The following is a 14,019-nucleotide window of genomic DNA, read 5'->3' on the forward strand; positions in this document are numbered from 1 at the left end:
TATCAGCTCTGTGAAGCATCATCACTACCACCATTCCAATTAACTTTCTCCATTAATCCGGCGATACCCTGCCTCATAATCAAAGAGATAATTCTCTCTCGCTCAGCCTCTGTTAATTGGTGAAACGCACTTATCCAGACGGCTAATGAATCATTAGCAATAGCATCAAACTGCACCCCACTCTCTTTAGCCTGTAGTGCAATTTGAACCTTTTCAGGAATACTATTGATATGATATTCCAAAGCTTTCCCCTGAACACCCGTACGTTTACGGCTTTCCCACTTCTCCCGATGGGCTTTTTGATTGATGCCCTGAATGGTACCGGGTAATCCAGCAACGCCAGTCAATTCTCTGGTCGAAAACCATTTTTTTTTCATTGCACCACCCAATATCAAAAGTGCTAAATCAGCAAACTTCTTCTACTTCAGCAGGCTCAACGGTAAACATATTAACTTTATCCATTAATCCTGAAATACCATGACGAACGATTAAGGAGATAATTCTTTCACGCTCGGTCGATGTCAATTGATTGTATGCGGTTACCCAAATGGCAAAAGGATCGTTAACCATCGCACTATACTTTGCCCCTTCTTCATGGCTGCGAAGCACGATCCTGACTTTGTCCGGGATACTATCAATGTGGTATTCAAGAGCTTTACCCTGCACGCCAGTACGTTTGCGACTTTTCCATTGCTCACGGCGTGCTTTTTGATTAATTCCCTGAATGGTTGAGGGTAGCCCAGCTATTCCAGTTAACTCACTTGTTGAAAACCATTCTTTTTTCATAAAACACCATCCCTTTATTCCAATATTCCTACTGGTTCCAGTTACTTCTTACTCTCCTGAAAAAACAAACAATAAAGAAGTAAACAAATCCATATCTCTGATAAATCTCAATCAGAGTATATAAACAAGTAAGTAGTTTATGTTAGTTGATTAAATAAAAGAATAGTTTATTTATCACAAAGGCCCTGTATTTTAATACAGGAAAATGCGTTGCAACAGTGCATCTTATGCGTTGTATTATTTTTTTCAATTGATTGATAAAAAACAATATTTAAATGAAAAGCAGTGTTTTACCAATATTTATTGGTGTAAATAGCATATTAATGTCATTTAAAAACAATTCAATTGATTCAATAAATTATTTTTAATAAACAAGTTAAGAAAATAAAAAAACATTCTATTTAATTTTGTTAAAAAACAAGTCACTAAATCATATAAAACGCCAACTATAATAAAAATAACCCCTTTCAATAAAAATAAATCATTTGAATTATATTAAGAAATTTGTTGATATAAATTTTACTAAAAAATCAATATGGTCGATTAATAATGTGTTATCTACCACTTATAAACAACAAGTTTGTACTGACTTTAAAAGGAGATATTAAATGATTTCAAGGAAAGAAGATTGGCATTCTGCAGATATCATTGCCGCCTTACGTAAAAGAGGTACCACATTAGCGGCGTTATCACGCCAATCTGGTTTAAGTTCATCAACTTTAGCCAATGCACTTGTTCGTCCGTGGCCCAAGGGAGAAAGGATTATTGCAGCAGCGTTAGAAAAACACCCTTCTGAAATATGGCCCAGCCGATACTTAAAAATAAAAAATAATCAATTAAATTCTGGTGAACAACAGCACATCTGACAGCAATAAAAACAATATTAAATAAAAAACCGCTACCGACAGAGATTCGATAGCGGTTTGATGTAACTTAGTTCTGAGAGAAAATTATCCCTGAATGAATTTTTCACCCAGTTCAATATCTTTGTGCAGTACATCCAGCATTGAATCCAGCGCTTTTTGCTCAAATGCGCTTAATGTGCCGATCTCTTTTCTGCTCTCAATACCATTCTTACCTAGTACCAGCGGCTGTGCGAAGAAACGTGCATACTTGCCATCACCCTCAACATAAGCACATTCAACAACGCCTTGCTCACCCTGTAATCCGCGCAGCAGTGACAGAGCAAAACGCGCTGCGGCTTGTCCCATTGACAACGTTGCCGATCCACCACCCGCTTTAGCTTCAACCACTTCGGTACCCGCATTTTGGATACGTTTAGTAAGTGACTCGATTTCAGCATCGGTAAAGCTTACGCCAGGAATTTGTGATAACAGAGGCAGAATAGTTACCCCTGAATGACCACCAATAACAGGAACTTCTACATCGCCAGGTAACTTACCTTTCAGATCTGTAACGAAAGTATTAGAACGAATAATGTCCAGAGTAGTAATACCGAACAGTTTATTTTTGTCATAGACACCAGCTTTCTTCAACACTTCTGCCGCAATGGCTACAGTGGTATTAACTGGGTTGGTGATGATACCAATACAGGCTTTCGGACATACCTGAGCTACCTGCTCAATCAGATTACGTACAATGCCCGCATTAATATTGAATAAATCGGAGCGATCCATACCTGGTTTACGTGCAACACCTGCAGAAATTAAAACAATATCAGCACCTTGCAGAGCTGGTTTTGCATCTTCACCGCTAAAACCGGTGACTTTAACTGCTGTAGGAATATGACTTAAATCAACAGCAACCCCCGGAGTAACCGGTGCGATATCATAGAGAGATAACTCAGACTTCGCAGGAAGTTGCGTTTTCAGTAACAGGGCTAAAGCCTGACCAATTCCACCGGCTGCGCCAAGAACTGTAATTTTCATTCATTACTCCTTTTGTTTTTGCTTATTTTGATGTGTAACTAAAATGCAACATCAAGCTTAGAGGATCGTGAGCATAATCACCAATCCTTAGATTTAAGATTGAGATATGCTGCAAAGAATAATTAATTAAAAACATTTTGGTCACATAAATCAGGAATTAAAAACGTTTTGGTCGTGAGAATCAGGAGTTAAATGCATTTTAATCACAACAATACGTAAAGACTTTTGAGTACTCGGCCATTTTTATTCATAATGCTAGTATTGTTATCCAACTATCGACGGTGCAAGATGCGAAGCCCAACAAAACAAGATGATTTGGTGAAGGCGTTTAAAGCGCTGTTAAAAGAAGAAAAACTCAGTTCTCAGGGAGAAATCGTCCAGGCTTTACAGGATGAAGGCTTTGAGAATATTAATCAGTCCAAAGTCTCCCGCATGCTAACCAAATTTGGCGCAGTACGAATTCGTAACGCTAAAATGGAGATGGTGTATTGCCTGCCAACTGAGCTGGGCGTGCCCACTGCAACCAGCCCGCTAAAAAACCTGATTCTGGATATTGATTATAACGATGCTCTGGTAGTTATCCGCACTAGTCCCGGTGCCGCGCAACTTCTGGCACGATTACTCGATTCAATCGGTAAATCAGAAGGAATTCTCGGTACTATCGCCGGTGATGATACGATTTTTACCACCCCAGCCAGAGGATTTAGCGTAGAGCAGCTTTACCAGGCAATTCTCGATTTGTTTGAGCAGGAACTCTAATCACGCTCAAAAAACTAAGGCCTTCCAAAGAAGGCCTTTTTTACATATCAATTCAAGTTACTGGGTATCTTTTTGCTTTTGTTTCAGCCCAGCCAACAGCTTATCGTGAATACCGCCAAAGCCGCCGTTACTCATAACCAGAATGTTATCTCCCGGCTGAGCACTGCGAACAATCATATCTACCAAGGCATCCAGATCGCCAGACCAGTGAGCCGGTTGAATACAGGCATCAGTTACATCAGAAACCTGCCATGGAAGATTTGCTGGCTGAAGCAAGAAGACTTCATCCGCCCGGCCAAATGCCGGTGCCAATTCATCTTTGCTCACCCCCATCTTCATGGTGTTTGAACGGGGCTCCAGCACCGCCAGAATACGTGCCGTGCCGCCAACCTTGCTGCGTAGAGCCGTCAGTGTGGCCAGAATCGCTGTTGGGTGATGGGCAAAGTCATCATAAACAGTAACGCCATTAACTTCACCGCGTAACTCCAGACGGCGACGAGCATTAATAAAGTCATCTAACGCACGGCAGGCATCCTGAGGCTGAACACCTACGTGACGAGCAGCTGCAACAGCCATCAGGCCATTTTGCATATTATGCTCACCCACCAGCGACCAGTTAACTTCGCCGACTACTTCGCCGTTTAACAGCACCTGATAGTGACTGGCGTCGACCGTGATTTTATTCGCTGCCCATGTGTGTCCTTCACCGGTCGTTTCCAGTTCACTCCAGCACCCCATATTAATCACATGCTTTAAGTTCAGATCGTTTTCCGGCAATAAAATCTTGCCTTGTCCCGGAACTAAACGCACCAAATGGTGGAACTGTTTCTGGATTGCACGCAAATCTTCGAATATATCTGCATGGTCAAACTCAAGGTTGTTCAGTACCAGAGTACGTGGGCAGTAATGAACGAATTTAGAGCGCTTATCAAAAAAGGCGCTGTCATATTCATCGGCTTCAATCACAAAAAATGGGCTGTCACCCAGACGAGCGGAGACATCGAAATTTCCCGGTACGCCGCCAATAACAAAACCTGGCTTATAACCACAACTTTCTAAAATCCAGGTCGCCATACCAGCGGTAGTGGTTTTACCGTGAGTTCCAGCAATAGCTACCACCCAACGATCGCGTAATACATTGTCATGCAACCACTGAGGTCCGGAAGTGTATGGGATACCCTCTTCCAACACTGTTTCAACACAAGGATTACCGCGCCCCATGGCATTACCAATAATGACCAGGTCTGGACGAGGGTTAAGCTGTGATGGAGAATATCCCTGAATGAGGTCGATACCCTGTTTTTCTAACAGCGTACTCATCGGTGGATAAACGTTAGCATCAGAGCCTGTGACCTGATGTCCGAGGACACGGGCCAACATGGCAATACCGCCCATAAAAGTGCCACAAATACCAAGAATATGAATATGCATTATATTTCCAGTTTTTGGTGTATCGAGTTAGCTCTCATTCTAACGCCTCAGGTAGGTTATAAGAAGGGGAATAACCTATCAATTTCTTTAACCTTTAGTTAAAATTTCCCCACACATAACACGGATGGCATACCATCGCCATTATACCTTCGGTTGACTCAGGAATCGTTCATGAAAACGTTAGGCGAATTTATCGTCGAGAAGCAACAAGACTTCCCTCACGCTACAGGCGAACTTACTTCACTGCTTTCTGCAATTAAACTAGGCGCTAAAATTATTCACCGTGATATAAATAAAGCGGGCCTGGTTGACATTCTGGGAACCAATGGAGCTTCTAACGTACAGGGTGAAGCTCAGATGAAGCTTGATCTGTATGCCAACGAAAAGCTAAAGGCCGCATTAATAGCCCGTGGCGAAGTGGCAGGAATTGCCTCCGAAGAAGAAGACGACATTGTTGTTTTTGAAGGCGAACGCGCTACTCATGCAAAATATGTTGTCTTAATGGATCCACTGGATGGTTCTTCAAATATCGATGTAAACGTCTCTGTAGGTACCATTTTCTCTATCTATCGTCGTATTACACCAATCGGTCAGCCAATCACCGAAGCTGACTTCTTACAGCCTGGTAACCGTCAGGTTGCTGCGGGCTACGTGGTTTATGGTTCATCAACCATGCTGGTATACACTACTGGTGTTGGTGTGCATGCCTTTACTTACGACTCTTCTATTGGGGTGTTCTGCCTGTCCCATGAAAAAGTTCGTTTCCCAACCAAAGGGAACATGTACTCCATTAACGAAGGTAACTATATTAAGTTTCCATTAGGGGTTAAAAAATACCTCAAATTCTGTCAGGAACAGGATGAATCTACCGGTCGACCTTATACCTCCCGCTATATTGGTTCGCTGGTAGCTGACTTCCACCGTAACCTGCTGAAGGGGGGAATTTATCTCTACCCAAGCACAGCTTCACACCCGAAAGGTAAACTTCGTTTACTTTACGAGTGCAACCCAATGGCCTTCCTGGCTGAACAGGCTGGTGGTCGTGCCAGTGATGGGTTCAAACGTATTCTGGACATTGTTCCGGAAGAGCTTCACCAACGTATGCCGCTATTTATCGGCACAGAATCTATGGTTAAAGATGCTGAACGTTTCATGCATAACTATCCGGATGAGTAGTATTTCTCATCTATAGATAAGCAAGTGTTAGAAAGGGCAGATATTTCTGCCCTTTTTTATTGTTGCTGTACAAAAACTTGATCAATTTAACAAAATTAAACATTTTCATTCATATTTATTAACATTGTCGGGAATCATTACCTTTTAACGATTAAGATATCAGTATCAATCTGATCGTTATTAGAGAGAATGACATGCTGGAACACCTTCAGTGGATCGATCTGATCGTCATTGGCGTGGGATTAACCATAGCCTATATCATTTTTGGTATTACCGGTTTTGGCACTGCTCTGATTGCCAGTCCATTACTGGCTTTCTTTATTCCGGTAGATAAAATCGTTCCTCTGTTAGCCCTGTTGGATTGCTCAGCTGCTATCACCAATGTGATGCGTGACAGAAAAAATGCCGTAATGAGCGAAATTAAACGACTGGTTCCCTTGATGATTATTGGTAGCTTATTGGGAGCTGCAATTCTGCTCTATACCAATCCAGACAACTTATTAATTTATCTGGCCGTGTTTGTTATCGCTTATTCGCTTTACTCTCTGAGCGGCTTTAAGCCCAATACGCAATTTACCCCAAAAGCTTCGGTGCCATTCGGTTTTATTGGTGGTATTTTCAGCGCCCTGTTTGGCAGCGGTGGATTCATTTATGCAATTTATCTGTCAGGGCGGATCCCCGATAAAAATGATATTCGGGTTACTCAGAGCACTTTAATTGGGTTAAGCACTTTCACTCGCATAGTGATATTTCTGATTGCTGGTGTTTATACCGACTGGTCATTCCTTTCTATGACATTAGCCCTGTTCCCGGCCATGATTATCGGCGTCTTTATTGGCCGCCGTATCACACTGGCGCTTTCCAGAGAAAACTTTCTACGTATCATTAATTTGGTGATTCTGGTTTCAGGTATCAGTTTGCTGATTCGTGCTGTTATTTAGCGATTTGTATAAAAATTGACTTGTTATTATTGTTTACATTTATAAAACATTTATAATAATTTTGTTTTACAACTCTCTGAGGCTGGATAATGAATAACATCATCAATAAAAGTATTGTTGCACTGATTTCTATCTGCGCATTATCCGGCATCGGTGGCGTTGCGCTGGCAGGTTTAATCATCTATACCCACTCAATCTCCTGATAGCACCACTTCAGTTCTGACACCAGAAGATAACGGTTTTCTGGCTGCCCCGTGTTGGTATAAATCTTCTGACCTCAATGTTTTAATGTATCTATTTGATTAATATTTAATTAAAAGCAATCTTGTCAAAAATTGAAGATTCCGCTCCAGAGTCGGCTATAATAGGCGCCAACTGTAACCCAACTTTATTTGAGCAAAAGGAAATAGAGATGAGCCTTAATTTAGTCCCGGCAGGAAAAGACCTTCCGGAAGATATCTACGTTGTTATTGAAATCCCTGCCAATGCTGATCCAATCAAATACGAAGTAGACAAAGAGACTGGTGCTATTTTTGTTGACCGTTTTATGTCAACCGCCATGTTCTACCCGTGCAACTATGGCTACATTAACCACACATTATCTCTGGATGGGGATCCGGTTGACGTTTTAGTCCCAACACCTTATCCACTGCTGCCTGGCTCTGTTATCCGCTGCCGTCCGGTTGGCGTACTGAAGATGACTGATGAATCAGGGGAAGACGCTAAATTAGTTGCCGTTCCTCACACCAAGCTGAGCAAAGAATACGATCACATCAAAGATGTTAACGATTTGCCTGAGCTGCTGCGCGCACAAATCACTCACTTCTTTGAACACTATAAAGATTTAGAAAAAGGCAAATGGGTGAAAGTTGACGGTTGGGATAACGCCGCCGCCGCTAAAGCTGAAATCATGGCCTCTTTCGAACGCGCTAAAAAGTAATTTCGCGGTTGATAAACGTAAAAAGAGCGCTAAACAGCGCTCTTTTTTGTGGTTATATATCTTAGTGATTAAGATTAGCCGACATCAACTACTACTACTCATCATGCTTACGGTGAACCCAGTCACCGCTATCAATACGCTTAAGCCCTTCCACAGAATGCAAATACAGATACATCCATGCACTTCCATAAGGCGTTTGTACCAGCTCTCGCTTATAGTCCCGCGTATCATTTTTCAGCTCGTCAAGCTCAGCCAGAATGGATGAATCAATGCGATAAACCTCGCAGTCGATCTCTCCCTCTCCTTTAATCACGGCAGGGTAGTGCCCTAAATCATACAGCTCGTAGCCAGCAATGCGATATTCACCAAGCCACTGGGCGTTTGTCATCCAGTGACTATTACCCTGACCCCGTCGTAAACTACCATAAACAATAATTCGCATAATCAAAACTCAAACTGATAGAGCAAATCCAACGCCTGATCGATACCAGACACCGCTTCAAGATACAATTTTGGCATCAGTCGATAGCGTAAAGTTAATGTTGCCAGTGAGTCAAAGATCCCTACACCATATTTTACCTGTAAGCCCGGCATAATATAGCCACTCACTACAACAGAAGAGCTGTCGCCGACACCTTGCGTATCCAGTGATAAATTTTTAACGCCAAAAGCTTCACCGATCTGTCCAACCAGTTTACCGCTCTTAGCAACACCTATTCCAATCAGCATCGAGGTCATCATATCACTGTCACCACCACCACTGTCCAGCCCCTGCCCTCTGAGCAGGTAAGATAGCGCTTGTTCCTGTGACATTGCCGGGTCTGAGAAAATCTCTACTTTCGGTTCACTGGCAAGCCCGGTGACTCGAACCCCGGCAGTAACATCATTCTCTGTTGCATCAGGATTACGAATAGCCTCCAGATTCAGCATTGGCTGATCGGCCGCTCCGGCAAACAAGATCTGGCCTTTACGAATCACCAAATCCTGCCCATAAGCGCGGAAAGAACCACTCGGAATATTAACCTGACCGTTTAAACCCAGTCCTTTTTTATCCTGGGCAACTTTTAAATCGCCCTGTAAACGCGCTTTTAAGCCAAATGCATTAATTGCAACGTTATTACCGATATGAATAACTAAGTTACTGTTAATTGGTATCGATGCCGTTTTGGTTTCAATCGGTTTTAGCTGGTTGTCCAGCATCACTTCATCAGAAGAAATACCTGTAGCACTTTCAGGGATCTCTTCTACTGTGATTCTGGCCCATGGCACGCCAACAGAACCATTTAACGTTAACAATTGAGGTGTTGCCTCAAAAACAATATCAGGAGAAACATCCAGCATCACTGTTGGCGGCATAGAAATGCGAATCCGGTCGCCTTTTGCCGTAATTGATGCTCTCCATGCATTAATTTGACGCCAGTCGGCATTACCCCCAAGGTTCAACGAACCTTTCTCAGTCTGAATAAGGCCAGTTAATTCAGAACTGGTACCGCTAAAGTTCAGAGCAATTCGCCCATCTTTAACCGTCAAAGGAACCATCTGGGTATTTAACTTCAGTTGTTCAAGTACCAGAGGACCAGAAATTCTTGGGTTTTGCGCATTACCGGACAGACTTAAATTGGCATTCAACACGCCATCAGCTTTTTCGCTACTCAGCAATACTGGCTTTAATAATGCGAGAGAAAATGCATCGATTTTCACGTTACCAGACAAATTACGGCTATTTTGCGGATCATTCACCTGAAGATTAACGCTGAAACTACCGTTATTGGCTATTTTCATCAACCAGTTAAGCTGGGCCCGATTCCCCGTCAGGTTAGCATCCAGCTTCATATCATCCAGCACCACAGGCAATGGACGACCATTAACGATTTGGGTTACTGCAACGCCATCACCTTTCAGCAGTACTTTTGCCTGAGGTAATCCACCGTTTGCTTTCCAACTGATATCCGCATTACCGCTAAATACCCCTTTAGCTTTGGTATCTCTGTCCAGCAATGGCGCCAGCATTGCTAAATCAAAACGACTAAGCACAATCGAAGCCTGACCATTCGGGCCTGCCTCAATGGTTTTTGGTACACAAAGTTCTGCGTTCGGGTTACGCCAGCAGTGAGAGCCAATGCTGATAGTTTGCTGTGCGTTACGATAGTCTAACGCCACATCTTGCGAAGTTTTCCATTCACCAACGGGCGTGTCAAATCGGGTATTGCTCAACGCACCTTTCCAACGTTCGCTGGCCCGATCAAAACTACCGGATAATGCCAACTGGCCAGAAACTGGTTTACCATTAATATTCAGCTTAAGCTGGTGCTTACTTTCATTACCTTCTGCATCAAGATTCAGTTGGCTGACATTTAAGTCGCCCTGTTTTAAACCGCTTATTGCCAGCGCCAGAACCCCTTTAACCTGTGATTCTGAAGTGATATCACTGTTCAGAGAAACTTTAGCAATTTGCATATCCTGCCAGCCTAAGCCATTTGCCGTTACATCAGCTAACAGTTGTGGCGCTTTTGCATTCCCTCTGAGTTTCACCGTACCTTTAGCAACACCGCTTAATCCCGGCAGCATCCCCGTCAATTTAGGCGCATTAATATCTGCATCTAATACCCATTTATTAGCCAGATCCCCTTTAACATCAACGGTATTGGGACCCAAAGCCAAATTAATACCAGGAATCACCCACTGTCCGGCATCATTGCCTTTTAGCGAGCCGGTAGCACTCAGCCGATTTTGCTTCACCAGACCATTCAGATTAAGTTCCGGTACCTCAACCTGCCAGCTTCCACCATTCAAACTGCCTTTAGTACTCACTTTCCCGTTGAGGCTTACCGGCCATTCTGGCCACTGTTTCGCGGTATTGATACCATCAATAGTTAACAGTGAGCGCCAACTAATAGCATTACTCCAGTCAACGACACCATTCATCTCTGCCTTGCCCTGCAAGGCATTTAAACGCAGACGAGATAAATTGAACTGTTGAATATTACCTTTACCATCAACCTGTACATTAGCAGGAGGAATATCTGTTCCTTCAACGGCTGAACGTAAAGACAATGCATAATCGGTAGCTTTTCCGGTCAAACGCAGACGAGTGTCATTAACTTTATAATCAACTTTTCCCGTCAGTGGCCAACGAACCTGCTTACTCTCCAACGTTAGTGCCAGAGGTAATCCTGCTGTAGCCAGCTCAGTCTCTGCTTTTAACTGAGCACCAACCGGACCAGAGGCATTAAGATCAACGGTTAACTGACCGGTAATTTCACCACCGGCAACTAGCTTAACTTTCTCACCTTTCAAAGAAGGGTCATTGACGGTTCCATTAAGAGTAAGATTCACCGGCCAGTTGCCATTCATGGTGACTTCACCAGTCAGAGCAGCAATTCCCTCTGGTGCATTCACTTTTAATGATTGAATCTGAATATGAGACTCTTTACTGATAGCCTGTAGCTCCAGCCGGTCTATCTGAATCGGTGTACTTCCCGCCAACCGTAAATCTTCACCAATCAAGCCTGGCAGATTAAAATCCATCGGCAGAGGCACTTCCGGCAATGATGCCAATAGAGGCTCAGCAAATAATTGCTTCAGCATCTCTCCGGTGGTTTGTTGTGGACCAGTCGGGGCTGGTTCTGGCTCCGACGACTCGGGTAACACCACCAATAGTTGACGAATAGTGGTTGGTTGAATGGACACTTCACGCTGCTGCCAGTTAGCGGCGGTACGGAACTCATTCAAACTAATAGCAATATCGTCAACAGTAACATTGACGTTATTTAAACGAAGCAGGTTAAGGGCGATAGGATAAGGGGTTTGAATATCGGTAACCGGTTCACTGTCCGGGTCATCAATAACATCAGACGATGGGATCTCGCTGGTATTAACCTTAACATCAACATCGGTGGCAGTAATGGCATTAACACAAATCTTCTTGTTGGTAATGCAGCCCAAATTTAATGACAGATGAAACTCACCAACACCAACATCAATACCGGGCATAGCGTAGCTGACTTTCGACAGCGTCAGATCACGCCATCCCCCATCGACTTTGCCAATTTGTAATCCGGATACCAGACGAGGTGCCTGATTAAGGACAAAATGTAACCCGCTCTGGGTTCCCAATAGCCACGCCAGTGCACCACATAGCAGCACTATCAACAGTAACAAAGCAATCAGAACTCGTTTAACCCACTTCATCCTCATAGTTCTGGCCCCAAACCGATATAAATCTGCATCCCATGCTTATCACTATCCCCAATAGGGGCGGCGATATCCAATTTAATTGGCCCTATCGGCGACGCCCAGCGAACACCAACACCAGCACCTTTCTTAAAGGTGTAATCATCTAATTTATTAACTGCATCACCACCATCAGCAAAGGCAGCACCCCACCAGTTACCAGTGACGTTATACTGATACTCCAACGATCCGGTTGCCAGTTTAGATGCCCCGGTCAATTTGCCATCATCGTCTTTTGGTGAAAGGGATTTGTATTTATAACCCCGAATGCTGCGATCGCCACCGGCGAAGAAACGTAATGAAGGAGGAACTTTGCTGAAATCACCAGTCTCTATCCAGCCCAAATTACCCCTGGCAATAAAGCGGTGCTTATCCCCTAACGAGCGAATCCAGACGTTTTGCGCCTGAACGACAGCAAAATCCACATCTGAGCCCCAGCTGGTTTCTGATACATCTAATGAGTAACGTTGACTATCGCCCCACATTGGCATCAAACCACCACGCTGACGGGTTCGGTTAATGCTGACGCCAGGATAGAGCAGCATGGTGGTATTGGTTACAGACCCCTGAGTAAAGTTATCCAGACTCCAGCGCAGGTTTACCGCTCGCTGCCAGCCGCTGGTGCTGTCCCAATATCGGGCAACGTTAAACATCCCAGAGCTGGATTTAGTATCGTTTTGATCTTCATGCTTATAGCCAGATTGCAGCAGGTAATATTCTTCCAGCGGGCTTTTTTGTAATGGAATCTTATAGCTGAAATCCAGACTTTGCTCGGGAGCAGACAGACTAATACCGGTCTCCAGACTGTGGCCACGATCGTTAATCCACGGTTTCTTCCAGTTAGCTTTAACCCGAGGACCAATATCTGTGGAATAACCGCCACCCAGCTCAATAATATTTTTGGTTCTTGGAGAAAGAACACCTTCTAATGGTAATAACTTATCGCCATAAACACCGTCGAAATTAGGAGAGACCACCACGCTGTTAAACCAGTTGGTTGATGAAAGACGGCGGTTCAGCTCAGAAAGTTGGGCAGAGGTATAGTATTCACCCTCTTTAAATGGGATCAGATTCTGCAGGTAGTCATCCCGAATCTGTGAATCAATAAAGGTTACTTTGCCAAAGCGATAACGATCGCCGCTGTTAAAATCGATATCCCAGAATGCCTGATGGAGATCGGCGGCAACGCCTAACTGACTTCGCTCAATGCTGGCATCAAAAAAACCACGGCGAATAGCCAGCCCGGTAAGAGAACCTTTAAAACTATCATAAGTACCGTGATCGAGAACCGTTCCTTTAGCTGGAATATCCTTTTTCAGCAGGTCAATATAGAATTCATCATCTTTTGCCTGACCGGTGATAACAACATTTGTCTGTTCAATGCGTACCGGTTCACCTGGTGTTACCGTGGCAGTCAATGTAGGTTTTAGTGCCAGCCCGGACTGGACAACATCAAATTTAATTTCAGGATCGTAGTAGCCTTTTGCCCGTAATCCTTTACGAATAGTCTCTTCTACCTGGCGAGTAAAACGAGGGTTATCGGATATTTCTTCTTCAGGAATAGTTGAAAGTAACGCCTCAACGTTTGCCTCCAGATCATCACTTAATCCTTTTACCTCAAGACTCAGCCCCGCCGTTTTTGCCGATGAGACAACCAGCATAAATGGCAGCAACAGGTAAAATACTTTGTATCGTGATTGAGGCACTACAACTCCTAAAATATTCTATCTGATTTACTACAATGATTAACAACGTAGTAAGAGTTTAGATCAGGTATGCTTTATCTCATAGCCTGTTAATTACTTGTATATTGTCGGTAAAGATTGATTCAGATACAACCGGCTTAACTCTATCCTGACAAAAA

General features: G+C 43.5%; 12 protein-coding genes. 5 read left to right on the forward strand and 7 right to left on the reverse strand.

What is annotated here, in order from left to right:
* Nucleotides 1–2: 2 nt before the first annotated feature.
* Together GOL65_RS10390 and GOL65_RS10395 are read right to left on the reverse strand one after the other, a co-directional pair.
* Nucleotides 3–377 carry a DNA-binding protein gene (locus GOL65_RS10390; RefSeq protein WP_140919719.1) on the reverse strand — a complete coding sequence of 125 codons (375 nt, stop codon included), beginning with the start codon at nucleotides 375–377 and terminating at the stop codon, nucleotides 3–5.
* Between the two features lie 28 nt (nucleotides 378–405).
* Entirely contained in the window at nucleotides 406–786 is a 381-nt protein-coding gene (locus tag GOL65_RS10395) for a DNA-binding protein (RefSeq protein ID WP_140919718.1), read from the reverse strand.
* 608 nt (nucleotides 787–1,394) lie between these two features.
* Between GOL65_RS10395 and GOL65_RS10400 the strand changes: the two genes are divergently transcribed.
* Nucleotides 1,395–1,652 carry a helix-turn-helix domain-containing protein gene (locus GOL65_RS10400; RefSeq protein WP_140919717.1) on the forward strand — a complete coding sequence of 86 codons (258 nt, stop codon included), beginning with the start codon at nucleotides 1,395–1,397 and terminating at the stop codon, nucleotides 1,650–1,652.
* Between the two features lie 84 nt (nucleotides 1,653–1,736).
* On the opposite strand, the gene mdh is transcribed toward GOL65_RS10400, so the two are convergent.
* Nucleotides 1,737–2,675 (reverse strand): malate dehydrogenase, encoded by a 939-nt coding sequence (gene mdh / locus GOL65_RS10405; protein ID WP_140919716.1) that lies wholly within the window; start codon nucleotides 2,673–2,675, stop codon nucleotides 1,737–1,739.
* Nucleotides 2,676–2,963: 288 nt separating this feature from the next.
* Here mdh and argR point away from each other — a divergent pair, with 288 nt between their 5' ends.
* Nucleotides 2,964–3,434, forward strand: coding sequence for a transcriptional regulator ArgR (argR, locus tag GOL65_RS10410; protein WP_140919715.1), 471 nt, complete (start codon nucleotides 2,964–2,966; stop codon nucleotides 3,432–3,434).
* Between the two features lie 57 nt (nucleotides 3,435–3,491).
* Here argR and mpl read toward each other — a convergent pair whose 3' ends face one another.
* On the reverse strand, nucleotides 3,492–4,865 hold the full coding sequence (gene mpl, locus GOL65_RS10415) for a UDP-N-acetylmuramate:L-alanyl-gamma-D-glutamyl-meso-diaminopimelate ligase (RefSeq protein WP_140919714.1): 1,374 nt from the start codon (nucleotides 4,863–4,865) through the stop codon (nucleotides 3,492–3,494).
* A gap of 171 nt (nucleotides 4,866–5,036) precedes the next feature.
* Between mpl and fbp the strand changes: the two genes are divergently transcribed.
* The 3 genes from fbp (at nucleotide 5,037) to ppa (ending at nucleotide 7,922) form a co-directional block, all read left to right on the forward strand.
* Entirely contained in the window at nucleotides 5,037–6,041 is a 1,005-nt protein-coding gene (fbp, locus tag GOL65_RS10420) for a class 1 fructose-bisphosphatase (RefSeq protein ID WP_140919713.1), read from the forward strand.
* A gap of 194 nt (nucleotides 6,042–6,235) precedes the next feature.
* Nucleotides 6,236–6,982, forward strand: a complete 747-nt coding sequence (locus GOL65_RS10425; protein ID WP_140919712.1) for a sulfite exporter TauE/SafE family protein — start codon at nucleotides 6,236–6,238, stop codon at nucleotides 6,980–6,982.
* Nucleotides 6,983–7,394: 412 nt separating this feature from the next.
* A complete protein-coding gene (gene ppa / locus GOL65_RS10430) occupies nucleotides 7,395–7,922 on the forward strand; it encodes an inorganic diphosphatase (RefSeq protein ID WP_108901268.1) in 528 nt (175 codons plus the stop codon).
* A gap of 94 nt (nucleotides 7,923–8,016) precedes the next feature.
* Here the strand turns inward: ppa and GOL65_RS10435 are convergent, their stop codons facing one another.
* The 3 genes from GOL65_RS10435 to tamA are packed head-to-tail and all read right to left on the reverse strand — an operon-like array spanning nucleotide 8,017 to nucleotide 13,816.
* Nucleotides 8,017–8,364, reverse strand: a complete 348-nt coding sequence (locus tag GOL65_RS10435; RefSeq protein ID WP_140919711.1) for a gamma-glutamylcyclotransferase family protein — start codon at nucleotides 8,362–8,364, stop codon at nucleotides 8,017–8,019.
* 2 nt (nucleotides 8,365–8,366) lie between these two features.
* Complete coding sequence (gene tamB / locus GOL65_RS10440; RefSeq protein ID WP_140919710.1) at nucleotides 8,367–12,113, reverse strand: autotransporter assembly complex protein TamB; 3,747 nt, start codon at nucleotides 12,111–12,113, stop codon at nucleotides 8,367–8,369.
* 2 nt (nucleotides 12,114–12,115) lie between these two features.
* Nucleotides 12,116–13,816, reverse strand: a complete 1,701-nt coding sequence (gene tamA, locus GOL65_RS10445) for an autotransporter assembly complex protein TamA (RefSeq protein WP_140919863.1) — start codon at nucleotides 13,814–13,816, stop codon at nucleotides 12,116–12,118.
* Nucleotides 13,817–14,019 lie beyond the last annotated feature (203 nt).

It is taken from the genome of Limnobaculum xujianqingii (genome assembly GCF_013394855.1).
In the GTDB taxonomy this organism is placed as follows: domain Bacteria; phylum Pseudomonadota; class Gammaproteobacteria; order Enterobacterales; family Enterobacteriaceae; genus Limnobaculum; species Limnobaculum xujianqingii.